This is a genomic window from Alphaproteobacteria bacterium, from assembly GCA_017308135.1.
GTDB lineage: Bacteria > Pseudomonadota > Alphaproteobacteria > CACIAM-22H2 > CACIAM-22H2 > Tagaea.
Map to the genome: position 1 here is coordinate 209103 of JAFKFM010000007.1, position 24322 is coordinate 233424.

At 63.7% G+C, this 24322-nt stretch carries 23 protein-coding genes; 19 read left to right on the forward strand and 4 right to left on the reverse strand.

Annotated elements, in window-relative coordinates; genetic code table 11:
- The 7 genes from J0H39_05460 to J0H39_05490 all read left to right on the forward strand — a co-directional run bounded on the left by J0H39_05460 (position 1) and on the right by J0H39_05490 (position 6962).
- Positions 1 to 834 (forward strand): ABC transporter ATP-binding protein, encoded by an 834-nt coding sequence (locus J0H39_05460; protein MBN9496178.1) that lies wholly within the window; start codon positions 1 to 3, stop codon positions 832 to 834.
- A gap of 17 nt (positions 835 to 851) precedes the next feature.
- Positions 852 to 1616: an enoyl-CoA hydratase/isomerase family protein gene (locus J0H39_05465; protein ID MBN9496179.1), complete on the forward strand. Its 765-nt coding sequence runs from the start codon at positions 852 to 854 to the stop codon at positions 1614 to 1616.
- A 257-nt stretch (positions 1617 to 1873) separates the two neighbouring features.
- Positions 1874 to 3070 (forward strand): carbohydrate ABC transporter substrate-binding protein, encoded by a 1197-nt coding sequence (locus J0H39_05470; protein MBN9496180.1) that lies wholly within the window; start codon positions 1874 to 1876, stop codon positions 3068 to 3070.
- A 166-nt stretch (positions 3071 to 3236) separates the two neighbouring features.
- Positions 3237 to 4115, forward strand: a complete 879-nt coding sequence (locus tag J0H39_05475) for a sugar ABC transporter permease (protein MBN9496181.1) — start codon at positions 3237 to 3239, stop codon at positions 4113 to 4115.
- Positions 4105 to 4962, forward strand: a complete 858-nt coding sequence (locus tag J0H39_05480; GenBank protein ID MBN9496182.1) for a carbohydrate ABC transporter permease — start codon at positions 4105 to 4107, stop codon at positions 4960 to 4962. Before J0H39_05475 ends, J0H39_05480 begins: the two co-directional genes overlap by 11 nt.
- Before the next feature lie 3 nt (positions 4963 to 4965).
- The gene (gene ugpC, locus J0H39_05485; protein ID MBN9496183.1) at positions 4966 to 6093 is read left to right on the forward strand and encodes a sn-glycerol-3-phosphate ABC transporter ATP-binding protein UgpC; all 1128 of its coding nucleotides are present in this window, start codon (positions 4966 to 4968) and stop codon (positions 6091 to 6093) included.
- A complete protein-coding gene (locus tag J0H39_05490) occupies positions 6093 to 6962 on the forward strand; it encodes an isocitrate lyase/PEP mutase family protein (protein MBN9496184.1) in 870 nt (289 codons plus the stop codon). The genes ugpC and J0H39_05490 overlap by 1 nt, the downstream gene beginning before the upstream one ends.
- Positions 6963 to 6973: 11 nt before the next feature.
- On the opposite strand, the gene J0H39_05495 is transcribed toward J0H39_05490, so the two are convergent.
- From J0H39_05495 to J0H39_05505, 3 genes are all read right to left on the reverse strand, one after another.
- Positions 6974 to 7864: a fumarylacetoacetate hydrolase family protein gene (locus J0H39_05495; GenBank protein MBN9496185.1), complete on the reverse strand. Its 891-nt coding sequence runs from the start codon at positions 7862 to 7864 to the stop codon at positions 6974 to 6976.
- An 88-nt stretch (positions 7865 to 7952) separates the two neighbouring features.
- Positions 7953 to 8966 carry a LacI family DNA-binding transcriptional regulator gene (locus J0H39_05500; GenBank protein MBN9496186.1) on the reverse strand — a complete coding sequence of 338 codons (1014 nt, stop codon included), beginning with the start codon at positions 8964 to 8966 and terminating at the stop codon, positions 7953 to 7955.
- 142 nt (positions 8967 to 9108) lie between these two features.
- Positions 9109 to 9807 carry a hypothetical protein gene (locus tag J0H39_05505; protein MBN9496187.1) on the reverse strand — a complete coding sequence of 233 codons (699 nt, stop codon included), beginning with the start codon at positions 9805 to 9807 and terminating at the stop codon, positions 9109 to 9111.
- A 124-nt stretch (positions 9808 to 9931) separates the two neighbouring features.
- Here J0H39_05505 and J0H39_05510 point away from each other — a divergent pair, with 124 nt between their 5' ends.
- Genes J0H39_05510 through J0H39_05540 form a run of 7 tightly spaced genes read left to right on the forward strand, consistent with a single transcriptional unit; the run spans position 9932 to position 16904 of the window.
- The gene (locus J0H39_05510) at positions 9932 to 11530 is read left to right on the forward strand and encodes a 3-oxoacid CoA-transferase (protein MBN9496188.1); all 1599 of its coding nucleotides are present in this window, start codon (positions 9932 to 9934) and stop codon (positions 11528 to 11530) included.
- Positions 11531 to 11545: 15 nt separating this feature from the next.
- Positions 11546 to 12382 carry a shikimate dehydrogenase gene (locus J0H39_05515; GenBank protein MBN9496189.1) on the forward strand — a complete coding sequence of 279 codons (837 nt, stop codon included), beginning with the start codon at positions 11546 to 11548 and terminating at the stop codon, positions 12380 to 12382.
- Positions 12379 to 13362, forward strand: coding sequence for an SDR family oxidoreductase (locus J0H39_05520; protein MBN9496190.1), 984 nt, complete (start codon positions 12379 to 12381; stop codon positions 13360 to 13362). The genes J0H39_05515 and J0H39_05520 overlap by 4 nt, the downstream gene beginning before the upstream one ends.
- A 20-nt stretch (positions 13363 to 13382) precedes the next feature.
- The gene (locus J0H39_05525; GenBank protein ID MBN9496191.1) at positions 13383 to 14645 is read left to right on the forward strand and encodes a four-carbon acid sugar kinase family protein; all 1263 of its coding nucleotides are present in this window, start codon (positions 13383 to 13385) and stop codon (positions 14643 to 14645) included.
- On the forward strand, positions 14645 to 15424 hold the full coding sequence (locus J0H39_05530) for a TIM barrel protein (GenBank protein MBN9496192.1): 780 nt from the start codon (positions 14645 to 14647) through the stop codon (positions 15422 to 15424). The genes J0H39_05525 and J0H39_05530 overlap by 1 nt, the downstream gene beginning before the upstream one ends.
- A gap of 15 nt (positions 15425 to 15439) precedes the next feature.
- Complete coding sequence (locus J0H39_05535) at positions 15440 to 16081, forward strand: aldolase (GenBank protein MBN9496193.1); 642 nt, start codon at positions 15440 to 15442, stop codon at positions 16079 to 16081.
- A gap of 31 nt (positions 16082 to 16112) precedes the next feature.
- On the forward strand, positions 16113 to 16904 hold the full coding sequence (locus tag J0H39_05540) for a dihydrodipicolinate synthase family protein (protein ID MBN9496194.1): 792 nt from the start codon (positions 16113 to 16115) through the stop codon (positions 16902 to 16904).
- A 15-nt stretch (positions 16905 to 16919) separates the two neighbouring features.
- Here the strand turns inward: J0H39_05540 and J0H39_05545 are convergent, their stop codons facing one another.
- The gene (locus tag J0H39_05545; GenBank protein ID MBN9496195.1) at positions 16920 to 18305 is read right to left on the reverse strand and encodes an MmgE/PrpD family protein; all 1386 of its coding nucleotides are present in this window, start codon (positions 18303 to 18305) and stop codon (positions 16920 to 16922) included.
- 239 nt (positions 18306 to 18544) lie between these two features.
- Here J0H39_05545 and J0H39_05550 point away from each other — a divergent pair, with 239 nt between their 5' ends.
- Genes J0H39_05550 through J0H39_05570 form a run of 5 tightly spaced genes read left to right on the forward strand, consistent with a single transcriptional unit; the run spans position 18545 to position 24272 of the window.
- Positions 18545 to 20239 carry an iron ABC transporter permease gene (locus tag J0H39_05550; protein MBN9496196.1) on the forward strand — a complete coding sequence of 565 codons (1695 nt, stop codon included), beginning with the start codon at positions 18545 to 18547 and terminating at the stop codon, positions 20237 to 20239.
- A gap of 40 nt (positions 20240 to 20279) precedes the next feature.
- On the forward strand, positions 20280 to 21323 hold the full coding sequence (locus J0H39_05555; GenBank protein MBN9496197.1) for an extracellular solute-binding protein: 1044 nt from the start codon (positions 20280 to 20282) through the stop codon (positions 21321 to 21323).
- Positions 21304 to 22419 (forward strand): ABC transporter ATP-binding protein, encoded by a 1116-nt coding sequence (locus tag J0H39_05560; GenBank protein MBN9496198.1) that lies wholly within the window; start codon positions 21304 to 21306, stop codon positions 22417 to 22419. Before J0H39_05555 ends, J0H39_05560 begins: the two co-directional genes overlap by 20 nt.
- Before the next feature lie 17 nt (positions 22420 to 22436).
- Positions 22437 to 23513 carry a mandelate racemase/muconate lactonizing enzyme family protein gene (locus J0H39_05565; protein ID MBN9496199.1) on the forward strand — a complete coding sequence of 359 codons (1077 nt, stop codon included), beginning with the start codon at positions 22437 to 22439 and terminating at the stop codon, positions 23511 to 23513.
- 18 nt (positions 23514 to 23531) lie between these two features.
- Entirely contained in the window at positions 23532 to 24272 is a 741-nt protein-coding gene (locus J0H39_05570; protein ID MBN9496200.1) for an SDR family oxidoreductase, read from the forward strand.
- Positions 24273 to 24322: the final 50 nt, after the last annotated feature.

Genomic DNA, 24322 nt, shown 5'->3' on the forward strand with positions numbered 1-24322 from the left:
GTGACCGCACCGACCAACGACGCGCCCGGCTCAGGCGTTCCGATCGAGATACGGAACGTCGCGAAGGTCTTCGGCGAGGAGACTTCGCGGCCGTTCCAAGCGTTACGCCCGGTCAACGCGACGATCGACGCGGGCGCCTTCGTTTCGGTCGTCGGCGCTTCTGGGTGCGGCAAAAGCACTTTGATGTTGATGGTCGCCGGGCTTCTGCCCGTATCGGCGGGGGAGATCGTCGTCGCGGGCCGGCGCGTCGATCGTCCTATAACGGATGTCGGTATCGCCTTTCAGGACCATTTGCTGCTCGATTTCCGGACCGCGTTCGAAAACGTGATGCTGCACGCCGATATCCGGGGCATGGATCGCGCGCCGCTCGAGAAGCGCGCGCGCGAACTCTTCGCGCAGCTCAAACTCGAGCATGCGATGTCGAAATATCCCTCGCAGCTGTCCGGCGGCATGCGCCAGCGCGTATCGTTGATCCGCACGCTGGTTCACGATCCCGCCGTGATTTTGATGGACGAGCCTTTCGGCGCGCTCGACGCGTTGACGCGGCTGGAAGTCCGCGCCGATCTCGAAGACCTCTGGCTGCGTCGCCGGCCGACCGTTCTGTTCATCACGCATAGCGTGGAGGAGGCGGTCGGGCTGTCCGACCGCATACTCGTGATGAGCCCGAGCCCGGGGGAAGTCATCGACGATATCCAAGTGACCCTGCCGCGCCCGCGTCCGCTCGTGCTTGGCGATGCGCCGGAATTCACCGCCTATGTCGATCGCATCCATCGGCATTTCGCGCGTATCGGCGTTCTGCACGGCGTCGATCCCAAGCGCCGCGCGGCCCGGTGAGAACGGGCGCGCGGGCGATGATCGAGACGGCGAAGGACGGCGCGATCGCGGAGATCGCACTGCGCAACGGGCCCTTGAATCTCGTCACGCGCGACGCGTTGCGCGCGCTCAATGCGGCGATCGACGCGTTGGCGAAGGATCGGGACGTGCGTTGCGTCGTTCTGCACGGCGGCGACGCGCGGGCCTTTTGCGCGGGCAGCGACATCAAGGAATTCGCCCATCTTCGCGGCAATGCGAGCGAGGACAAGATTCTGTTCGAAGATATGGTGCTGCGAAATCTCGCGCGCCTGCCGATGCCGACGATCGCGGCGATCGACGGCCCGGCGCTGGGCGGCGGGCTGGAACTGGCGCTCGCCTGCGATTTGCGCGTCGCCGCCGCGGGCGTCGCGTTGGGACTGACCGAATCGCGCCTTGGCGGGCTTGCGGCGAACGGCGCCGTCCGGGCGGCGCGGCTCGTCGGGCCGGCCCGGGCCAAAAGACTGTTGTTTATGGGGGAGACGATCGACGCGCGGATCGCTTTGGAATGGGGCCTCGTCGACCGCGTGACCGCCGACGCGACCGCCCTCGACGCCGCGCGCGATTGGGCCAAGGTGATCGCGGCGCGCGGTCCGATCTCGAACCGCTTGGGCAAAATGCTGATCGAGAAATCCTTGGACGAGGCATTGGATGCGGCGCTTGGCGCTTCGACGGTCGCGCAACAAGCGATTTTCGATTCCGACGATCTGCAAGAGGGGATGCGCGCGTTCTTCGCCAAAAGAAGCCCGGTTTTTCGCGGAAGCTGACGGTGCATGCCTAGGAAAGCGCTTTCATAAAAAGCGCATATCATTCGTATGACGAACCGCCGCACATCGCCGTCCGTCGCGGAACCTCGAGATATATCAATAAAAACGGCGATACTTCACTCTGCATGCGGAATGTCGTTGACGGACGCATAATGTATGCGGTTACATACGCGTAACGCCGTCCGAAGGACGGTTCATCGGGAGGAGATCGCGCCGTGAAACAAGGGGCTATTGCGGCTTTCGTTGCCGCGGGATTGATGGCGGGCGCCGTGGCGGCGCAAGCCCAGACGCAGGATATCGAAGTTCTCCATTACTGGACCTCCGGCGGCGAATCCAAAGCCGTCAACGTGCTGCGCCAGCGGCTCGAGAAAGAGGGCATCAATTGGAAGGACTCCGCCATCGCCGGCGGCGGCGGCGCCAATGCGATGACCGTGTTGAAGACGCGCGCCGTGTCTGGCGATCCGCCGGCGGCCGTTCAGATGCGCGGCCCCGTCATTCAGGATTGGGCCGATCAAGGCGCGCTCGTCGGATTGAACGCGATCGCCGGGAATTGGAACCGCGAATTGCCGCCCGCGATCGACGCGGCGCTGAAATACAAAGGGACCTATTACGCGGTTCCGCATTGGATCCACCGCGTCAATTGGATGTACATCAACAAGCCCGCCCTCGATAAGGTCGGCGGCAAGGTTCCGACCACTTGGAACGAACTTTTCGATCTCGCCGACAAGTTCAAGGCGGCGGGCATCATTCCCATCGCGCATGGCGGCACGCCGTATCACGACGGCGTCTATTTCGAAGGTATCGTGCAGTCGATGGGGGTGGACTTCTATCGCAAGGCGATCCTCGAACAGGACCAAGCGACGCTGACTTCGCCGAAGATGGTCGAAGTCTTCGACATCCTGCGTAAATCGCAGCGCTACTTCGACGACGGCATCCAAGGTCGTCCGTGGAACATCGCGGCGGCGATGGTGATCGAAGGCAAGGCCGGCATGTTGTTCATGGGCGACTGGGCCAAGGGCGAGTTCGCGAACGCCAATAAGGTACCGGGCGTCGATTATGTCTGCGCCGCGCGGCCGGGGACCGAAGGGATGTTCACGTTCATCGCCGACACCTTCGTCTTCTTCAAGCAGCGTAACCAGCCCGCGACGCCGGCGCAGAACAAGCTCGCGTCGATGATCATGGACCCGGCGTACCAGGCGGAAGCGGCCCTCTACAAAGGCGCCATTCCGGCGAACACGACGGTCTCGCTGTCCAATTTCGACGATTGCGCGAAAAAGTCGTCGAACGACATGCAAGGCGCGTCGCGCGCGAACGGCTTGGTCCCGGCGATGAACCAGGGAATTCCGGAGGCGATGCTCGGCGCGGTCCGCGACGTCGTCACGCGGTTCCTCAACTCGAACCAGGACTCGCAAAGTGCGGTTCAGGCTTTGGCCCGTGCCGCGCGCAACAACTGACGTCTTGTAGTTAGGTTAGAGTGCGGCTTGCGGGCCGGTGGCGGTCCCGCAAGCCGAAACTTCGAGCGCCACCCCACGAGCGCTCGCCCAAGTACCGAAGCGAATCGAGACGTAAGCAATCCGAGGACGTCGAACGCCCGTGACGAACGCCCGCCGCTTCCCCGCACTGTCGATCTTGTTCGATCGTTGGCTTCCCGCCGTCGTCCTCGCCCCCAGCGTCGCGGCGAGTTTGTTGTTCGTCTATATATTTGTGTTTTTGAACGGATATCTGTCCTTTACGAGTTCGCGATTGCTCCCGCGCTACGAATTCGTCGGCCTCGACCGTTATCGCGAACTGTTCGACAACGACGTCTGGTGGGAATCCGTCGCCAATCTGTTTTGGTTCGCGGCGCCGTTCATCGTGATTTCGACGATCGTCGGCTTGACCCTCGCCATTTTGCTGGATCAGCGCATCCGCGCGGAAGGCGCGCTGCGCGCGATCTATCTTTATCCGCTGGCGCTTTCCCAGGTCGTCGCGGGCACCGCGTGGCAGTGGCTTATGAATCCGTCGCTCGGGCTTTCGCATGTCGCCGAGCAGCTCGGGTGGCGCGGCGCCAGCTTCGATTGGCTCAGCGATCCCAGCCGGGCGATTTTCTGCGTCGTCATCGCGGCGGTGTGGCAATGCACGGGCTTCGTCGCGGCTTTGTTCCTCGCGGGCTTGCGCGGCGTCGACGAGGAGATCGTGAAGGCGGCGCAAGTCGACGGCGCGTCGAAGCCGCTGATCTATCGGCGTATCGTTCTGCCGACGATCCGCCCGGTGTTCTTCTCGGTGATGCTGATACTGACGCATCTGGCGATCAAGACGTTCGACCTAGTGGTCGCGATGACAGCCGGCGGCCCGGGAACGTCGACGATTCTTCCGACCATTTTCATGTACACCTACGCTTTCGAGCGCGGCCGCATGGGAATCGGCGCGGCTTCGGCGATGATGATGCTGGCGATGGTCGTCGCGATCCTCGTGCCGTTGATGTATCTCGAATCGAGGGCGACGCGAAATGCCGCGTGAGGTCACAATCGGCCGGGTCGCGATCTACGCGACGCTGATCGTATTCGCGTTGATCTTCCTGACCCCGATCTACGTGACGATCGTCACGTCGTTCAAGTCGCTTGAGGAGCTGCGCCGCGGCGATCTGCTCGCCTTGCCGGCGCGGTTCGAATACGCCGCCTGGATCAAAGCGTGGAGCACGGCGTGCACCGGCGTGCGCTGCGACGGCCTGCAGCCCTTCTTCTTCAATTCCGTGAAGATGGTGATTCCGGCCGTCCTGCTGTCGTCCTTGTTGGGATCGATCAACGGCTACGTGCTCGCCCAATGGCGGTTTCCGGGCGCCGATATCGTATTCACGGGCTTGCTGGTCGGCTTCTTCATTCCCTTCCAGGCGATCCTGCTGCCGGCGGCCCAGTTCCTCGGCTTCTTCGGCATCGCCAATACGATCGGCGGATTGATCCTGATCCACGTCGTCTACGGCATCGCCTTCACCACGATGCTGTTCCGGAATTTCTACGTGAACATTCCGGTTGAGCTCGTCAAAGCCGCGCGGGTCGACGGTGCGGGGCTGTTCATGATCTATCGCCGGATATTCCTGCCGCTGTCGCTGCCGATCTTCATGGTCTGCATCATTTGGCAGTTCACCCAGATCTGGAACGACTTCCTTTTCGGCGTCGTCTTCTCGGGTCCAGCGGCCCGGCCGGTCACGGTGGGGCTCAACAATCTCGTCAACACCTCCGAGGGCGTGAAGGAATTCAACGTCGATATGGCGGCGGCCCTCATCACGGCGCTGCCGACGCTGCTCGTCTACATTCTCGGCGGCCGATATTTCGTTCGCGGCCTGATGGCCGGCGCAGTCAAGGGCTAGAACATGACCGGTCTCAGTATTCGCGGCGTCCACAAGACGTATCCCAACGGCGTCGAAGTGCTGAAGGGCATCGACATCGATATCGCGGAAGGCCAGTTCCTAATCCTGGTCGGCAGTTCCGGTTGCGGCAAGTCGACTTTGCTGAACATGATCGCCGGGCTGGAAACGATCTCGCGCGGCGAGATCTGGATCGGGGGCCGTCTCGTCAACGATCTGCCGCCCAAAAGCCGCGACATCGCGATGGTGTTCCAATCCTACGCGCTTTATCCGACCATGACCGTGCGGGAGAACATCTCGTTCGGCCTGGAGGTGCGTAAAATCGCCCAAGCCGAGCAGAAGCGCATCGTCGATACCGTCGCCGAATCGCTGCAGATATCGCACTTGCTCGATCGCCGTCCGCGCCAGCTTTCCGGCGGGCAGCGTCAGCGCGTGGCGATGGGGCGCGCTTTGGCGCGCAATCCCACGCTGTTCCTGTTCGACGAACCGCTGTCCAATCTCGACGCGCAGCTGCGCTTGGAGATGCGTGCGGAAATCAAGATGATGCATCGGCGCCTGGGCAAGACGATCTGCTACGTGACGCATGATCAGATCGAGGCGATGACGCTCGGCGATCGGATCGCCGTCATGAAGGATGGCGTAGTCCAACAGCTTGGCAATCCGCGCGAGATATACGATGCGCCCGCCAATATGTACGTGGCCGGCTTCATCGGGGCGCCGCCGATGAACTTCGTGCCCGGCAAGCTCGAGAAGGCCGGCGCCGGGTACGGGATCTCGGTCGATACGCGGGTCGCGCGCGGATCGTTGCGTTGCATCTCGCTCGACGGGAACTACGACGCGCATGTCGGCGAGGATGTCGTTCTCGGTATTCGGCCCGAACGCATCACGGACAGCCTCTCGGTCCGTGAAGGGCTCGCCGAACTTCAGATGCTTGAGGTCAAGGTCGATCTGGTCGAGCCCACAGGTCCCGATACGCTCGTATTCACCGAATTGAACGGCCGGCGCGCGCTGTGCCGCGTGCATCCGGGCGCCGAGCCGCGGCCGGGTCAGTCGGCCAAACTGGCGTTCGACCTCTCGAAATCCGTCCTGTTCGATCCGGTCACCGGCGCGCGCCTGACGAAAGCCGGGGCGTGATGCCTGCGGACGCCACGTTGCGGCGCGCGCTCGACGGGGGCCAGGTTTACGCGCCGCTCGTCCTCAACCCGCTGATGGCGAAATACGCCGAAGCGGCGGGCTTCAAGGCGGGTTATGTCGGCGGCGGCGCGCTCGGTTTCCTCAACGGCGGCCTCGAAGCGAATCTCGGCCTTGAAGAGATGGTGCGGACGGGTGTGTCCATCCGTGCGCAAAGCGGCATCCATCTGATTATGGACGGGACATGCGGCTGGGGCGATCCGGTGCATTTGCGCCATGTGATTCCGCATGCCGAAGCCGCCGGATATGACGCGATCGAGATCGAGGATCAGGTGCTGCCCAAGCGCGTGCATCATCACGCGGGCATCGAGCATTTGGTGCCGATCGAACTGATGGTCGGGAAGATCGAGCAGGCCGTCGCCGCGCGCCGATCGCGCGAATTTCTGGTGATCGCGCGGACCAACGGCGTGCGCGCCACCGACCGCGACGACGCGATGCGCCGCGCGGAAGCTTATGCGCGCGCCGGCGCGGATATTCTGCTGCCGATGGCGCGGTCGGCCGAGGATCTGCGCTACTTCGCCGAACGATTGCCGGCGCCGCTGATGTATCTGGTGCCGCTGGGCGGATTGGGCGAGATGTCGCTGTCGCTCGACGAGATGGCGGCTCTCGGTTACGGCCTCATTGGCGATCCGGCGACGCCGATTTTCGCCATGGCCCGTGCATTGCGCGCCGCCTACGCGGCGTTGGCCCGGCGCGAGCGCGACCCGACCGTGGGCGGCGACGGCGCCGTCGAGGAGCGGCGTATCTACGAATTGCTGGATCTGGAAGCGCTGTTGGAGATCGAGCGCCGGACGCACGGCATCCGGCGCTGATCTTCGGGCGTTCAGATTTTCAGGCCTTCGCCGCGATTCCAGGCTTGGCCCATCGCGTCGTTATAGGGGACGACCGTTTGGGCTTGTTCTCCCAGACCGGAAATCCCCAAGCGCATCGTGTCGCCGGCTTTCATGAAGACCGGCGGCTTCATGCCGAGACCGACGCCCGGGGGCGTGCCCGTCGTCACGATATCGCCGGGCGTCAGCGCGACGAAGCGGCTGAGATACGCGACGATATGCGCGATCGAGAAGATCATGCGCTTCGTCGTCCCGGTCTGGACGCGCTTCCCGTTGAGGTCGAGCCAAAGATCGAGATTTTGCGGATCCTTGATCTCGTCGGCGGTGACGAGCCAAGGGCCGGCCGGCGCGAAGGTCGGATAGCTCTTGCCCTTCTGCCATTGGCCTTCCCACTCGATCTGAAACTCGCGCTCCGAAATGTCGTTCATGACGAAATAGCCGGCGACATGCTTCAAGGCGTCGGCTTCGGAAACGTGCCAGGCCGGCGAGCCGATGACGAAGGCGAGCTCGACTTCCCAATCCAGCTTGCGCGAGCCTGGCGGCAGGATCACCGGGTCGAACGGGCCGCTGAGCGCTTGGGCATGTTTGGCGAACAGGATCGGCTGCGTGGGGATCGGCGCGTTGGTTTCCTCGGCGTGATCGGTGTAGTTGAGGCCGATGCACAGCAGATTGCGCACGTCGCCGATCGGCGCGCCGTAGCGCGGCTTGCCGGGGACGGCCGGAAGCTTCGATGGATCGAGCGCCCGCAGCTTGTCGAGCGTGTTCGGCGACAGCGCGGCGCCGGTGATATCGGGCACGACGGACGAAAGGTCGCGTATCCCGCCGGCCGCATCGAGAATTCCGGGGCGTTCTTGTCCGCGTTCGCCGTATCGGACGAGCTTCATGGCGTATCTCCCTGAATGATGCGACCGAATGCGTCGCTGATCGGAAATGTATCCGGTTACATATGGATTATCAACGCCGGATGCCGCATCAGCGGCGGCGCGCCGCCGATCGGGGGGCGGGACCCGCGGATTTCCGAACGACGATCTCCGCGTCGCACTCGAACGGAACCGGCGCGTCGCGGCCCTCCAATCGGGCGATGAGGTGCGCGACGGCGAAGCGCCCGACCAAGTCGCTCTGCACGCGGATCGTGGTGATGGGCGGCGCGATCTGCGCCATGATCTCGATATCGTCGTAGCCGACGATAGAGACGTCGTCGGGCACGCGCAGCCCCATCTCCTGCGCCTCCAGCACGGCGCCGATCGTCAAATAGGGATTGCCGCAGACGATCGCCGTGGGGCGGGGCGACGTCGTCATCAACTGGCGGCAAAGCTTGCGGCCTTCGTCGATCGACCATCGCCCGAACAGCATATGCTGCGGGCGGATCGCGTAACCGCGTTCGGCGAGCGCGTCTTTCGTGCCCTCCAGGCGCGCGAGCGCCCGATCGTTACTCTCGGTCGACTGCGCGATCGTCGCGAAATCGGTGTGCCCGAACTCGATCAGGTACTTCGTCAGGCGATACAGGGCTTTTCGATTGTCCGGCCCCACGCAGGTGCCGTGCGCCGTCGGATCGTAGGCGAAGGTATTGATCGTCGGGACGCGTTGGCGATCCAAAAACGCGGCGAGATCCGCGTGGTGCGATTGCCCGACGAGGATGAGCGCGTCCACGCCGCGTTCGACGAATTTGCGGGCTTGCTGGAATTCTTGCTTGGGATCGTATTCCGAGCAGGCGAGCAGCAGCGTGTAGCCGCGCTTCAAAAGCTCGTCTTGGATCGCGTGCGCGGCGCGCGCGAAATCGCCGTGGGTCAGGGTGGGGAACACCGCGCCGAATACACCCGACCGGCGGGTGGCCAATGCGCGCGCGGCGCCGTCCGGGACCCAGCCCAGACGTTCGACGACGGAGGCGATTCGTTCGCGCAACTCCTGCGAAACGACTTCGGGTTTGTTGATGGCGCGCGAGACCGTCGCGGTCGATACGCCGGCGGCTTTCGCGACTTGGCGCAAGCCCACATTGCCCGCCGGCTTGGCCGGTGCCGGCTTCGCGTCGGGTTGCTTCGCTTGCGCCCGCTTTGCCCGCGTCGCGGGACGATGTTTCGTCGACAAAAAAACGCTCCCCGGCGACGGTCGAAAGGCCGTCCGCCCGACGCTAGCGCGTCGGCACCGTTTGGCGCAACTCCTCGGCGGACAACGTGTATTGAAGCGAATAGACGCCGCGCTCGAAACGCTCGACGCCGGCGTCTTGAAGGAAGGGTGCCTGCAATACGGCGTCGCAGGCGGCGAAAAGGGCGTCAACGCCGACGGCCTCCACCATTATCAGCCAGCCGATCGTCGCGTCGGTTCCGCCCCGCAGCTTCATTTCGGCGGTCGGCGCGCCGGGCGGCGGCGCCTCGCCGGCCGCGAGATGCGCGCCGACGATCCCGGGTGCCGCCATCGCATCGCCGAGCACGCGCGCGATATTCGCCGCGAACCGCGCCGGCGCCATCCCTGACGTCGCGCGGAAGGTCGCGATATGGGCGCCGCCGCCGATTCCGAACGATCGCGTGACGGCGCAGATCGTGCGCGACGTGTTCTTGAAATGCGCGACGACGCGCTTTGTCCAATCGCTGGGCGCGTTCAATCGTTCGACATAGGCGGCGGAGCGCAGCGTATCGGGCGTTCGCGTTTCATAGAAGTTGAAGTATTTGGGCGTGCCCTCGACGGCCGCGTAGCGCCGGCCGCGCAAAAATCCGGCGACGCCGACCCGTTCGGGAATGTGCTCGCGGACATGCCATTCGGCGAACGCCGCTTCGGCCTCCGGCGCGATGTCGTTCCAGATCGCGAGCAATCCTTCGCCGAGCAGCGGCATTTCTTCCTCCATCGCCCCGGTCGAGCCCGCGGCATGATTGTTGACGATATCTTTGTAACCGGTTACAGAATTGCTGGAAATTGTCAATCCCGCCCCGGATCGGGAGCGATGGGGAGAGAACGGTATGAAAGTCGTCGAGGCCTCTGAGATCGCCAGCATCATCGAACCCGGCGACAGTATTCTGGTGAGCGGTTCGGGCGGCGGACATGGCGTGCCGGAAACGATCCTGGCGGCGATCGAGGCGCGTTTCCTCGCGCATGGCCAGCCGCGCGACCTGACCTTGATCCATGCGGTGGGCATCGGCGATCGCCAGCTTCAAGGTGCCGCGCGCTTCCGTCATCCGGGAATGCTGAAACGCAGCATCACGGGTGCGCTGATCGACTCGCCGCCTTTGATCCAATTGGCGCTCGACGACAAGATCGAAGCCTATTCGATCCCGCAAGGTGTGATCGCGCAGCTGACGCGCGAGATCGCGGCCGGGCGCCCGGGCCTGATCACGCGGACCGGCCTCAACACCTTCGTCGATCCGCGCCAGCTGGGCGCGCGCCAGAGCAAATGCGCGAAGGAGGATCTGGTCGAACTCCTGACGATCGACGGACAAGAGTGGCTCCGGTTCAAGCCGTTTCCATTGGATGTCGTGCTGCTGCGGGGAACGTCGGCCGACGAGGACGGCAACGTCACGATGGAACACGAAGCGATCCCCGGCGAAATGCTGTCGAGCGCGCAAGCGGGCCGACGTCTCGGCGCCGCGGTCGTCGTGCAGGTCAAGCGCCTGGCGAAGCGCGGCACGCTCAATGCCCGCCAGGTGAAGATCCCGGGCATCCTGGTCGACTACATCGTCGTGGATCCCGAGCAGCGCCAGACATACGCGACGGTCTACAATCCCGCCTATTCGGGTGAACTTCGCGTTCCGTTGGAGAACTTGAAGCGTCTGCCGTTCTCGGAACGCAAGATCATCGCGCGGCGCGCGGCGATGGAGATCGTTCCGGGCGCGATCTGCAATCTCGGCGCCGGCATTTCGACGGGCGTTTCCGCCGTCGCCGCCGAGGAGAACATTCTCGACAGCATCGTGCTGACGAACGAGCAAGGCTTCATCGGCGGCGCGCCGCTGACCGGCCCGGATTCGGGCACCGCGCAGAACTACGACGCGATGGTCGATCAGCCCTACCAGTTCGATTTCTACGACGGCGGCGGGCTCGACGTCGCGTTCCTATCCTTCGTCGAAGTCGATCCGTCCGGGAACGTCAATATCAGCCGTTTCGGCGACAAGATCGTCGGCATCGGCGGATTCATCAATATCAGCCAGAACGCCCGGAAGGTCGTCTTCAGCGGCACGTTCACGGCCGGCGGGCTGCAAATCGCTATCGAGGGAGGGCGATTGAAGATCGTCCGCGAGGGGCGGCACGCCAAGTTCGTCCCGGCGATCGAACAGATTTGCTACAACGGCAAGATGGCGGAAGCGGAGGGACGCGCGGCCGTTTTCGTAACCGAACGCGCCGTGTTCCACGCCACGGCGAATGGGCTTCGGCTGGTCGAAGTCGCGCCGGGGATCGACATCGAGCGCGATATTGTCGCGCATATGGCGTTCAAGCCGCTGATCGCGGACGACATCCGCACCATGGATGGGCGCCTGTTCGCGGAAGCGCCGATGGGGCTGGCCGCCGATATCGCCAAAGCAAGCCGGGCCGCGCGGACCCCGCGCCGCGTCGTGCGGCGGACCTGAGGAAAGGACACGACGATGTCGGTCGCGCATTCCAACGTTCCGGACGAGGTCGCGTATGTCAACGGTCGCACGCGGCTGTTCGGCATCGTCGGTCATCCGATCGAGCAGGTGAAGTCGCCGGAACTTTTCGGCGCCGAGTTCGAACGCCGCGGCGTGAACGCGTTGATGCTGCCGCTGCATGTGCTGCCGGACGAATTCGACGCGACGATCGGCGGATTGATGCGTCTGGCGAATCTCGACGGGTTGGTCTTCACGATTCCCTACAAGGCGCGGGCGGTGCCGCTCGCCGGGAAGATCGGTTCGAACGGCACGAAGGTCGGCGCCATCAACGCCCTGCGGCGAAACACAGACGGCGTCTGGGAAGGCGATATTTTCGACGGGATCGGCTGCGTCGAAGCGTTCCGCCGGCGCGGCTTGGGATTCAAGGGCAAGACCGTGCAGATCCTCGGGGCCGGCGGCGCCGGCGCGGCGATCGCCGTCGCCGTCGCGCATGAAGCGCCCGCAAGATTGCGGCTGTTCGATCCGGACGCGGCGCGGGCGGCCGAATTGGCGGCGCGCGTGAAGCGCGTCGATCCGGCGATCGACACGACGACCGGCCCGGCGAGCGCGGATAGCGCCGATATTCTTATCAACGCGTCGCCCATCGGAATGTTGGGCGACGCCCGCCTGCCGTTGCCGGTCGAAAAGCTGGCCGCCGGACTCGTCGTATTCGACGCTGTGGTGAAGCCGGAAGTCACGCCCCTGCTGAAGCTCGCGCGCGACGGCGGCTGCGTCGCCTTCGGCGGCCGCGAAATGATGCTCGGGCAGATCAGCAAGATGGTCGATTTCTTCGGCTACGAGGCGGCGCGATGAACGGCGCGCGCGTACTTATCGTCGGCGGCGGGGGCATGCTGGGCCGCAAACTCGCGCGCCGCTTGCTGGCGCAGGGCCGTATCGGCAAGCGCCCCCTTGGTTCCGTGCATCTCGTCGATCTCAAGGCGCCCGAAATCGCCGATCTCGGCACGGCGGCGTCCGCCGAAGCCGTGGATATCGTCGCGGGCGATTTGGACGGCCTGCTGGCGCGCCGCGCGCCCGACTACATCTTTCATCTCGCGGCGATCGTCTCGGGCGAAGCCGAGCAGAATTTCCCGCTCGGCTACGCGGTCAACGTCGAAGGGACGCGACGTCTGCTCGAAGCGGCACGCCTTGCGGCGAACCGCCCGCGTTTCGTGTTCTCGTCCTCGCTCGCCGTCTTCGGCGGCCGGTTGCCCGATATCGTCCCCGACAGCCAGCGCACGACGCCGCAATCTTCCTACGGCGCGCAAAAAGCGATCGGCGAACTGCTCGTCGCCGACTACGCCCGTAAAGCCTATGTCGACGGTGTCGCGCTACGTTTGCCGACGATCGTCGTGCGCCCGGGTGCCCCGAACAAGGCGGCATCGAGTTTCCTGTCGTCGATTTTGCGCGAGCCGCTTGCCGGTAAGGACGCGGTACTACCCGTCGCCGACGACGTGGCCGCATGGATCGCATCGCCCGGCATCGCCATCCAATCCCTGATCCATGCAGCCGAAATCGATATGGCCACGCTTGGCGCGGATCATGCGCTGACGGGCCGGGGCATCACCGTGACCGCGGGCGAAATGTTGGATGCCTTGTCGCGCGTCGCGGGCGCCAAGGCGGTCGCGCGCGTGCGCCGGTCCCCCGACGATACGATCGCGCGGATCGTCGGATCGTGGCCGAGAGCCTTCGCATGCGATGCGGCCACTCGGTTCGGGTTCCCCGTCGACGAAAGTATCGATGCGATCATACGGGCATATATCGACGAAGAACTAAGCGGTATCGTAGTGGCTTGAACGAAAGCGGAGAAGACGCGATGCGGCTTGGCGTGATCGCCGACGATTTCACCGGCGCGAGCGACGCCGCGAATACGCTGGTGCGCGGCTTCATGGCGACGGTTCAGTCGGTCGGCATACCGCAAGGTGCGGCTCCCGATTGCGACGCGCTGGTCGTTTCGTTGAAGACGCGCACGATTCCCGTCGCCGATGCCGTGCGCGAATCATTGGCGGCGCTGGAATGGTTGATCGCGGCGGGCTGCGAACAATTTCTGTTCAAGTATTGCTCGACCTTCGATTCCACGAAGGACGGCAATATCGGCCCGGTTGCGCAAGCCTTGCGCGCCAGGCTCGGCGCCAAGATGGCGATCGTCTGCCCGGTGGCGCCGTCGCTCGGCCGCACGCTTTACCAGGGCAATCTGTTCGTCAACGGCACGCCATTGGCGGAATCGGGCATGCGCAACCATCCGCTGACGCCGATGACCGATTCCGATATTCGCCGCTGGCTGTCGTACCAAACCGATGTGCCGGTCGGCTTGGTTGCCTATGAGACCGTGAAGAAAGGCGCCAGCGCCGTGCGCGCGGCCCTCGATGCCGCCATCGCGAAGGGGCAGGGCTTCGCCGTGACCGATGCGGTCGACGACGCGGATCTTCTGGTTTTGGGCGAAGCGGTTGCCGACGACGTTCTCGTGACCGGCGGCTCGGGCATCGGCAAGGGGCTCGCGGCGAATTTCGTCAAAAGCGGCAAGGCGGCGAAACCGATGGCCGAGCCCTTCATCGCGGGGCCGGGTGTGGCGTTGTGCGGCTCGTGCTCGGAAGCGTCGCGCCGCCAAGTGAAAGCGCATGCCGCGTCGCATCCTGCGCTGGCGATTTCCGCCGATGCGGTGATCGAAAAGCGTATGGATGTCGCCGTGGCGCTCGATTTCGCCCGCGCCAATAAAGATAAGTCGCCGCTGATCTATTCGAGCGCCGATCCCGCCGAGGTGCGCGCCGCGCAACAGCGTTACGGAACGACGGTCGCGGCCGAAGCGCTCGAAAGCTTCTTCGGCAAGCTGGCGGTGGCGTTGCGCGACGCGGGTTTCACGCGTTTGGCGATCGGCGGCGGCGAAACCTCGGGCGCCGTCGTTTCGGCGTTGGGCGTTACGACGATGCGCGTCGGGCCGGAGATCGACCCCGGCGTGCCGGTCTTGACCGTCGCGGGCGCGTCGCCCTATCGCTTGGCGCTCAAAAGCGGCAATTTCGGCGCGGACGATTTTTTCGCGGCGGCGCTTGGCGCTCTCGCGACCGGCAAGGGCAGGGGCTAATGGCGAAATTCTCCGCCAATCTCGGGTTTTTGTGGACCGAACTTCCGCTGGCGCAGCGGATCGCTGCGGCGGCGCATGCGGGTTTCGGCGCGGTGGAATTGCATTGGCCGTACGAAGTTCCGGCGGCGGATGTCGCGCGGGCTTGCGCGCAACACCGGGTCAAGCTTCTGGCGCTCAACTCGCCGCTCGGCGACACGGCGAAAGGCGAGTTCGGATTGGCGGCCTTGCCGGGCCGCGAGAAGGATTTTCTGGCGTCGATGCGCATTGCCGCCGACTACGCTTCGCGTGCCGGCGCCGCGAGCGTTCATGTGATGGCGGGGCTGATCGATCCATCGGTCGTCGCGGAAGCCCGTCCGGCTTTCTTACGGAACCTTCGCGCCGCCGCCGATATCGCGGGCGAGAAGGGGCTCCGGATTCTGCTCGAGCCGCTCAATCGGCGGGACAAGCCCGGATATTTCTATTCGACGATCGCACCAGCGCTCGAAATCATCGGCGAGCTCGGTTTCCCGCATCTCCGTTTGATGTTCGACGTCTATCATGTCGCGGTCATGGAAGGCGACGTGACGAAGAAACTGGAAGCCCATCTGGCGTCGATCGGCCATGTCCAGATCGCGGCGGTTCCCAGCCGCGCGGAGCCGGACGAAGGCGAGATCGATTTCGGTCATATCGTCCGGGCATTGGATCGACTGGGCTATGAAGGTTGGATCGGCGCAGAATACAAGCCGCGCACGACGACCCAAGAGGGGCTTGGCTGGTACGATCGATTTCGGAGTATCTGACGAGGGAGGATAAACGTGAGCAGCAGCGAAACGGGGATCCGCGAATGGATCGCGCGCCACGGAGAATCCCTTTATGTACGTGGCTACGCGCACGGTAGTTCGGGCAATATCAGCGCGCGCGTCGAAGGTGGCTTCCTGATCTCGCCGACCAATTCCTGCTTGGGGCGGCTCGATCCTGCGCGCATCTCTAAAGTTACGGATGACGGCACGCATGTCGGCGGGGACAAGCCGTCGAAAGAAGCGTTTCTGCATCTCGCGATGTATCGCAAACGCCCGGTATCCAAGGCGATTGTGCATTTGCATTCCACGCATTGTGTCGCGGTGTCGTGCATGTGCCACGACGACACCGGCGACGTGTTGCCGCCGATCACGGCCTATTACGTGATGCGCATCGGCAAGCTGCCGCTCGTGCCCTACTATCCGCCGGGCGAGCGTTCGCTCGCCGACGCGGTCGCGGCCTTGGCCGAGAAGCACAATGCCGTGCTGCTCGCCAATCACGGCCCCATCGTCGCGGGCAAATCGCTCGACGACGCGGTCTATTCCGTCGAGGAACTCGAGGAGACGGCAAAGCTCTATCTGCTGCTTAATGGCCCGAAGGCGCTCAGCTATCTGACCCAGGCGCAAGTTACGCAACTCGGCGAGTTGTTCCCAAGCTGATTGTGATCCATAGGCGAGATGGGAGTATCGCGTGTTCGATTTTACGAAGGGAATTTACGCGGCTTGCGTGACGCCGTTCTGGTCGAACGGTTCGATTGACTGGCCGTCCTTGCGTGCATATTTCGCAGAAGTCGTCGCTGGATCACCGGACGGCTTGGTTGTGAATACCGTCCTCGGTGAAGCCGCCGCACTTTCTCTCACAGAGGCGGTTGACATCGTTGCCCGGGCTAGGGATGCAGCGCGCGGTGTCTGCGCCGTCGTGACCGGCATCGATACGAGGTGGGGTACAATAGGCGAAACAGTGCAAGATTTGTCTGAAGCTGGTGCTGAAGGATTCTTGATTTCGGCCGGTGGAACGCGAGCGTCGATCGCTGGTGCGGACGATCTATTGGCAGTCGACCAGCTCTCGTCCTTGGCGATGTCAGAGAATCTGACGACCGACGAAGTGTCCTTTCTTGACGATCGCAAGAGGGGATGTCTCGGTGCAGTTCTCGGCTTCGCGGGATTGCCGACGTCTAAGATGGTTGCGCTCAACCGTTTTCTGGACCGCGGTGATATGCAGCAAGCTGAACGTCTTTGGGGCGAGATCGAGCCTTGGGCCAAGTTTTGCGCGACGGGGGACGCCGGCAGGTTCGTGACGATCGCCAAGCAGATTCTATACCGTCAACGTGTAATCGCTAGCGCCACAACGCGAGCACCGATCGCTCCCCCGAATCGGGATTTACTTGAGGCGATCGATGGTTTTTTTGTGCGCCACCGTCTAGATAAGCCGGAGAACTTGCCGCCCGGATTTATACTCGCCCGTACAGCAATGCCTCGATGAAAGTCGCCGGATCCTTTATGGGCGTGCCGGCGTCATCAAAGGGATAATTTCCCCGACGTCGGCAACCGTCTCGATCCGATCCACGGTCTCGATGAGCTTGTCCGCGGCGCCGGCCGTTAGAACGGTCGAGAATAATTCCCGTGCCTTCGTTTGCACTTGGGCTTTCGACATCGGATTCTCGGCCCGGCCAAGGACGTTGCGGTCTTGATCCGCGCCGAAGGTGCCCCGTTCGGTGTCGATCTCGACACGGCTGTCGAAACGCTGAAGTTGCGGCAATGGCCCCAGAAACTCGATACGCCGCCCAACCGCCTCGACGGCGGGATCGCGCATCCGTTCGGCATCGTGGGCAGCATCGAAGGTCAGTTTGCCGTCAACCAGCGTGACCGCCATGCAATAGCGGAGATTGACGTCGGGCATACGGCTTTTGTCGCCGATCACCTTGTACCAGTCCTCGTTATAGAAAATGCGAATGCGCTTGGCTTCCAGGGCCGTCACCCGGTGATCCGCGATGATCTTCTCGAGCGCCCCGAGCGGAGCGGCGATCGGATATCCGACCGGATAGAGCTTGATATCCGTATCGAGGATCTCGTGCCGCGTGCCGAGGCGATCCGTCAACGCCATCGGGTTCGGCTTGGCGGTGATCGCGTCGAGCATGTTCCTGTCGTTCATCTCCAACACGTCGCCGCCGCCCGAGAATCCCGCACGTACCAGCGCGGCGCATTTCACCCCGTTCATCGCCGGCATGCCCGCGAAGACGTAGCTTTTCAGCGTATGCCGCTCGTCGCGCCGCCACGTCGTCAGCCCGGATGCTTCCTGCGCGAGATAATTCAGTAGGACCATGAAGCGATGCTCGTCGAAGCCCATCAGGGCGCCCGCAGCGTAGCCTGCGCCGAACAAAGGACCGTAGGCGTGGCTCGACATCGAGGATGCTTTGAACGTCATGCCCGCGCCGAGCGCGCGCGCGAAGCGGATCGTCATTTCGTAGCCGAGAATCGTGGCGCGCAGCAGCGCCTCGCCCGAGCTGCCCAATTCCTCCGCGACCGCCATCGCCGCCGGCAAGACGCCACAGCCGGGATGCGTTTGACTTTCTTCGTGCGAGTCGTCGGATTCATCGGCATGGGCCGACATGCCGTTGGCGAGTGCGGCTTCAACCAAGGATGCGCGCGCATCGGTCCCTAAGATCGACGCGACGGAACGCCCCCCGAGCGATTCCGCGTAACGCCTTCCCGCGATGCCGGCTTCGAGGGCGGCGCCGGAAACAATCGCGGCGAGTGTATCCAGGAGCTGAAGTTTGCCTTTCTCGCGGACCGCATCCGGATAGGGGAATTTAGCCGAGCCGGCGGCGTAGCGCGCGACGGCAGCGCCATAGCCGTAGTTTCGATCGATCGTGACATCGGTCATCGGCGGCGGTTCCCCCATATTCGTTTCGGCGACATTCAGCTGTAGGCGGGCATCGGCGCGTTTTTCTTGACGGGCTCGACTTCGATCACTAGATTATGAAAACGCTTACATGGCAAAGCAAGGTTTCTGTTCGGAACCGAGCAGGCGCCAGGGCTGGGAGGAAATTGCATTGCGGAGCAGTGGTTTGAGCTCGTTTTGCAGGGCCGGAGAAGGCCTGGGCCGCGCTTTCCGGTGAACGCGTGAGCGCCGTCGCACAGCCTCGTTCCGGCTATCCCATCGGGCCGCTCGTGCCGTGGCTGATCGGCTTCCTGTGCCTTAGCTATCTGGTCGCCATTCCGATCGGCTACATGGCTTACGACAGCCTGACCGACGGCGGTTTCACCCTCGCCGCGTATCGGGAATTCTTCGACGATCCCAAGCTGCGCGTGGCGATGCGCAATTCTCTGTTGGTCGCGGCGGGCGTGGCGGTGTTGAGCGTGCTGGTGGGCGCACCTTTGGCGTTCGGCGTCGCGCGCACCAACATGCGTGGCAAAGCAATCGTCAGCGCCACGATGATCGTGTCGCTCGTTTCTCCCGATTTCCTGCTCGCGATGGCCTATATCGCGCTCGCCGGGCCCAATGTCGGGTACTTCAATCTCGCTCTGCGTCGCGTCTTCGATCTCGACATCATGTCGGGGCCGCTCAATATCTTCACGCTGTGGGGCCTGATCTTCACCGCGTTGCCGCACGGCGTTTCCTACGTCTTCCTGACGCTCGTGCCGGCCTTGCGCAACGTTGATCCCGCGCTGGAGGAAGCTTCGCGCGTGCAGGGTGCGGGCGCGCTGCAAACCTTGCGCGATGTGACGCTGCCGCTGATGCGGCCCGCGCTGATGTCGGGTGCGTTGCTGGCCTTCGCAGGTAGCCTCGCCATGTACGGTCCGCCGCATATGCTGCGGCTCAACGTGTTGACCATCTCGATCCGGGAATCCCTCATCCGGCTCGACTTCAAAGGCGCGTCTGCGGCTTCGATCATTCTGATTCTGATGTCGCTTGTGGCGCTGGTCGTCTATCGCCGCAGCACGCGTCAGGCCGAACGCTTCCGCACGGTCGGCGGTAAGTCCTTCGGCGGCCGCGACACCGATTTGGGCTGGGTCGGCCACGCGTTTACGGCGCTCGGGATTGCCTATGTGCTCGCGGCGTTGATCGTGCCCTATGGCGGGATGCTCGTGATCTCGCTGATGAAAAGTGTCGGGCTCGGGTTCAGCGCTGGGAACTGGAGTTTCGACAATTATCGCGTGGTTTTCGCGGATCCGGCGGTGCGCGCGGCGGCGCAATTATCGATCACGCTGGCGGCATCGGCCGCGACGCTGGTCGCCATTCTCGGCTTCCTCGTCGCGCATGTTGTCGTGCGATCCAAAATTCCGGCACGCTCACTGCTCGACTATTTGTCGATCATTCCGCTTGCCGTACCGGGGACGGCGCTCGCCATCGCGCTGGCGGTCATCTACCTCAATCCGCCACTCAACATGTTGGGGCTCTACGGCTCTTTCGGCATCTTGTTCGTTGCCTACATCACGCGTTTCGTAACCTTCGGTGTGCGAACAAGCCAAAGTGCGTTGATCCAGCTCTCGCCAGAATTCGAAGAAGCCTCGCGCGTTGCGGGCGCCAACGGCCTCACCACAGTCGGGTTCATTACTCTGCCGATGATGCGCCAGACGTTCATCTACACATGGCTGTTGGTTTTCGTGCTGGCGCTTCCCGAGCTTAGCGCCTCGATCATCCTCAAAGGCATCCACACCCAAACACTATCGACCGTCCTGCTCGACATCTGGAACGGCAATGGCGGTCTCGCGCAGGCCTGTGCCTTCGGCATGACGATGTTCGTTTCCGTCGCCACCATTTTGGGGGCAGCGGCCGCGCTTTCGCGCAAAGCGGGCATACGCATGGGCGGCTGAATCAACCTGATAAACGCAAATGCATAAAAGGGAGGACACAATGAAACGCACGAAACATAACGATATTTCCCGCCGCGCGCTTCTGATAGGTGCGGGAACGGGGCTCGCCGCCGCGTCGATCGTTCCGGCCTCGGCGCAGGCGCGCAAACTGACGATCTACTCTGCCTACGAGAATTCGCAGGTGGCGCCGCTCGCGCGTGCTTTCGAAGCGAAGAACCCCGGTATCGGCGTCGATCATTTCCGTCAGCCGGGTGAAGAGCTGCTCGCCACGCTGGAACTCGAACTGCGCGCCCGCAGTCCTAAGGCCGACGTCGTCGGGCTCAACGATGCATCGATCGCCTATCTGCAGCGTCGGCACGACGCGTTCGAACCCTACAAGGCCGCCGGTATCGAGAAGGCACGCGCCGAGATGCGCAGCCCCGGTGACGTGTTCACGCCCGCCTTCGTGAATCTCTATCTCATCCACTACAACACGCGCCGCATTTCAGCGGCGGATGCGCCGAAAAGCTGGTTCGATCTGCTCGAGCCGAAATGGCGCAACCAGATTGCGATGGCTGACCCGAACTCGTCGCAGTCGGTGCAATCCTTCGTCTGGTTCATCGCCGACCATCTCGTCAAGCAGGATCCGGCGAAATACGGCTGGGAGTATTTCAAGAAGCTCGGTGCCAACGGCGTCCATCTCGAATCCTCGCACGGCACGATCCGTGACTTGGCGGTCAGCGGCGAGCGTCCGCTGGGGATCAATCTGCTGGCGAATGCGCAGACGGCCGCCAATCGCGGTGAGCCGACCAGCAACGTGTGGCCGATCGAGGGCGCGCCGGGCGAGCTGTCCGCGTTCGGCTTGATGCGCGCTTCGCGCCAGAAAGAGCTCGGCAAGCTGTGGCTCGACTTCATTATCTCGGAAGAAGGGCAGGCGCTGATGCCGGCCTCGCTGGGCGGCGCACCGGTGCGCAACGACGTCGCGTACAAATTCCCCGACGGCTCGGCGCTCGATCAGGTGAAGATCGTGAACGTCGATTCCGGCTTCATCTCCGAGAACAAGCGTACGCAGGCGCGGAAGTTCCATGAAGCCCTCGGCCGATAAAGCCGCCGGCATCGCGCTGAAGGTCGAAGGGCTGCGCAAGTCCTTCGGATCGTTTCTCGCCGTCCGGGACGTGACGTTCGACGTCCCGGCCGGCGGGATGATCGCGTTGATCGGGCCCAGCGGCTGCGGCAAGACGACGACGCTGCGCATGATCGCCGGTCTCGAGCGCCCCGACAGCGGGCGTATCGTGGCGGGGGATCGCGTGCTGGTCGACGGTGCCGCGCAATTGCCACCTGAGCGACGCGATCTGGGGATGGTCTTTCAGAGCTATGCGTTGTGGCCGCACATGACGGTGTCCGACAACATCGCCTACGGCCTCAAGCGGCGCGGCCGCGAACGTGCATCGATCGAGGCGAAAGTCGCCGAGGTGCTGAAGATCGTCGGTATGACGCAATTCGCGACGCGCTATCCGGGTCAATTGTCCGGCGGACAGCAGCAACGCGTGGCATTGTCGCGCGCCATCGCGACGGAGCCCGGAATTCTGTTGTTCGACGAACCGCTGAGCAACCTCGACGCGGTCTTGCGCGAGCAGATGCGTTTCGAGATCCGCTCGTTGCAGCAGCGTTTGGGCATCACCGGCGTCTACGTGACGCACAGCCAAGACGAAGCGCTCGCGATGTCCGACCGCATCGCCGTGATGCTGGACGGCAATATCGTTCAGTTCGGCGCGCCGACGGAAATCTACAACACGCCGAAATCGAAATTCGTGGCCGGCTTCATCGGCCTGACGAATCTCCTGGCCCTGCGGAATATCGGCGCCGAAGGGGCCGGGCTCGCCGGGACCTTGGCCGACGGCACGAAGCTGCGCGTCGCCGCCGGCGCGCTCGCCGAAGCGGCCGCGCGCGGATCGGCGACCATATCTGTCCGCCCGGCGGAAATCGCGATCGGCGCGGCGGGATCGGCCGTCGCCGGGCGCAACGTGCTGCGCGGCCATGTCCGCACGACGGCATTCACCGGCGGTCTGATCGACTATTTCGTGACGCTTGCCGACGGCACGGAGATCCGGGTGCAGACGACCCCGCCCGCCGCCGCGCAGCCGGGAGCTACCGTCGAACTAACCTTCTCACCCGACCGCAGCGTGGCGCTGCTCGACTGACGATGGATGGAACACCGATGACGATCAGGAAGACCGAAAGCTGGATTCTCCGTTTCGCCTCGAACCGCGCCGCTGCCGAGCGCAGCGACGAGTTCTTCGAGCTGATCGGCGTGACGCTCGAGAACGACAACGGTGTGCGCGGGACGGGTTGGACCTTCACCTCCGATTACGGCGGCGGCGAGGCGGTCAAGGCGTTGCTCGATACGGTGCTGTTGAAGCGCGTACATGGCCGGGCGGCGATGGATGTCGAGGCGCTGAACGACGAGTTGTTCCACTACACCCATCGATTGGGGCACGGTATCGCCGCGATGGCGATCGCGGCGATCGACGTGGCGCTATGGGATTTGCGCGCGCGCGAAGCCGGCATGTCGATCGCACGGATGCTGGGCCAGGTGCGCGACCGCGTGCCGTGCTACGGCAGCGGGAAGGCGAGTCCCAGCCTTCCGATCGACGAGTTGGTCGAGCTTTCGGCGGGCTATATCCGCGACGGCTTCGACGCGGTGAAGATCCGAGTCGGGCGCGAGCCGGGCAAGGATATCGAGCGCATCCGCGCGGTGCGCCAGGCGATCGGCGATGCGCCGCGCATTCTGTGCGACGCGAACGAACGGCTCGATCTGCCCACCGCGCTTTGGCTTGGCCGCCAGCTCGCCGATTTCGGCGTTCATTGGTTCGAAGAGCCGATTTTGTCCCAGGATATCGAAGGCTATCGCCGCCTGCGCCAGGCGCTGCCGATGGCGATCGCGATGGGCGAGCACGTCCATTCCCGCCGCGACTTCATGCCGTTCATCCTGTCGGGCGCCGTCGATGTCGTGCAGCCGGATATGTGCTTCGTCGGCGGGATAACCGAGACGATGCGCATCGGGCGCATCGCGGACAGCGCCGGATTGGCGCTCGCGCCGCATTTTATGACCGTGCTGCATATCCACGTCGCGGCGGCGTTGCCGCGCGCGTCCTATGTGGAATTCTACCCGTTCATGGACGATCTGCTGGTCGAAGGACTGAAAGTCGAGAACGGCATGTTGCTCGTTCCGACCAAGCCGGGCCATGGCGTGGAATTCACGGCGGAAGCTTGGCGCAAGTACCGCGCGGCGTAACGGGCACGAGGATTGGGTATGTTCGATTTGACGGGAAAGACGGCGCTGGTGACGGCGGCCGGACAAGGCATTGGCCGTGCTTCGGCGCTGGCTTTGGCGGCGTCGGGCGCAAAAGTCTTCGCGACGGACATCAACGAAAGCGCTCTTGCGGATATGCCCAAGGCGGACCCGCGGGTCGCCGTGCTTGGGCTCAACGTATTGTCGGTGGCGGAGATCGCGGCGGTGGCCACGCGGACCGGTCCGATCGACATCCTGTTCAATTGCGCCGGTCGCGTCGATAGCGGGACGATTCTCGATTGCGCGCCGGAGATGCTGGCGGCGGCATTCGATCTCAACGTCGCGGCGGCGTTGCGCACGATCCGCGCGTTCCTGCCCGGCATGCTGACGCGCAAATCGGGCTCGATCATCAACATGGCGTCAGTCGCATCAAGCGTGAAGGGTGCGCCCAATCGTTTCGCCTACGGCACGACGAAGGCAGCGTTGATCGGCCTTACCAAATCGGTGGCGGCCGATTTCATCCGCGACGGTATCCGCTGCAATGCGATCTGCGCCGGCACAATCGAATCACCATCGCTGCAGGATCGTTTGCGCGCGCAAGGCGATTACGAGGCGGCGCGCGCGGCGTTCATCGCGCGTCAACCGATCGGCCGGTTCGGCACGCCGGAGGAGATTGCGGCCCTCGTCGTCTATCTCGCGAGCGACGCGGCCGCGTTCACCACCGGCCAGATCCACGTGATCGATGGTGGCCAGACGATTTGATCGCATGAGCGGCCGAACCCATTGCCGAGGGCGGGAAGAATGCCGTTTGG

Bases quoted from the DNA above. Each gene is read 5' to 3' on its own strand.
- J0H39_05465 (MBN9496179.1), top strand. From the start codon at position 852: ATGATCGAGACGGCGAAGGACGGCGCGATCGCGGAGATCGCACTGCGC.
- J0H39_05470 (MBN9496180.1), top strand. From the start codon at position 1,874: ATGGCGGGCGCCGTGGCGGCGCAAGCCCAGACGCAGGATATCGAAGTT.
- J0H39_05480 (MBN9496182.1), top strand. From the start codon at position 4,105: ATGCCGCGTGAGGTCACAATCGGCCGGGTCGCGATCTACGCGACGCTG.
- ugpC (MBN9496183.1), top strand. From the start codon at position 4,966: ATGACCGGTCTCAGTATTCGCGGCGTCCACAAGACGTATCCCAACGGC.
- J0H39_05490 (MBN9496184.1), top strand. From the start codon at position 6,093: ATGCCTGCGGACGCCACGTTGCGGCGCGCGCTCGACGGGGGCCAGGTT.
- J0H39_05495 (MBN9496185.1), bottom strand. From the start codon at position 7,864: ATGAAGCTCGTCCGATACGGCGAACGCGGACAAGAACGCCCCGGAATT.
- J0H39_05505 (MBN9496187.1), bottom strand. From the start codon at position 9,807: ATGCCGCTGCTCGGCGAAGGATTGCTCGCGATCTGGAACGACATCGCG.
- J0H39_05510 (MBN9496188.1), top strand. From the start codon at position 9,932: ATGAAAGTCGTCGAGGCCTCTGAGATCGCCAGCATCATCGAACCCGGC.
- J0H39_05515 (MBN9496189.1), top strand. From the start codon at position 11,546: ATGTCGGTCGCGCATTCCAACGTTCCGGACGAGGTCGCGTATGTCAAC.
- J0H39_05520 (MBN9496190.1), top strand. From the start codon at position 12,379: ATGAACGGCGCGCGCGTACTTATCGTCGGCGGCGGGGGCATGCTGGGC.
- J0H39_05525 (MBN9496191.1), top strand. From the start codon at position 13,383: ATGCGGCTTGGCGTGATCGCCGACGATTTCACCGGCGCGAGCGACGCC.
- J0H39_05530 (MBN9496192.1), top strand. From the start codon at position 14,645: ATGGCGAAATTCTCCGCCAATCTCGGGTTTTTGTGGACCGAACTTCCG.
- J0H39_05545 (MBN9496195.1), bottom strand. From the start codon at position 18,305: ATGACCGATGTCACGATCGATCGAAACTACGGCTATGGCGCTGCCGTC.
- J0H39_05555 (MBN9496197.1), top strand. From the start codon at position 20,280: ATGAAACGCACGAAACATAACGATATTTCCCGCCGCGCGCTTCTGATA.
- J0H39_05560 (MBN9496198.1), top strand. From the start codon at position 21,304: ATGAAGCCCTCGGCCGATAAAGCCGCCGGCATCGCGCTGAAGGTCGAA.
- J0H39_05565 (MBN9496199.1), top strand. From the start codon at position 22,437: ATGACGATCAGGAAGACCGAAAGCTGGATTCTCCGTTTCGCCTCGAAC.
- J0H39_05570 (MBN9496200.1), top strand. From the start codon at position 23,532: ATGTTCGATTTGACGGGAAAGACGGCGCTGGTGACGGCGGCCGGACAA.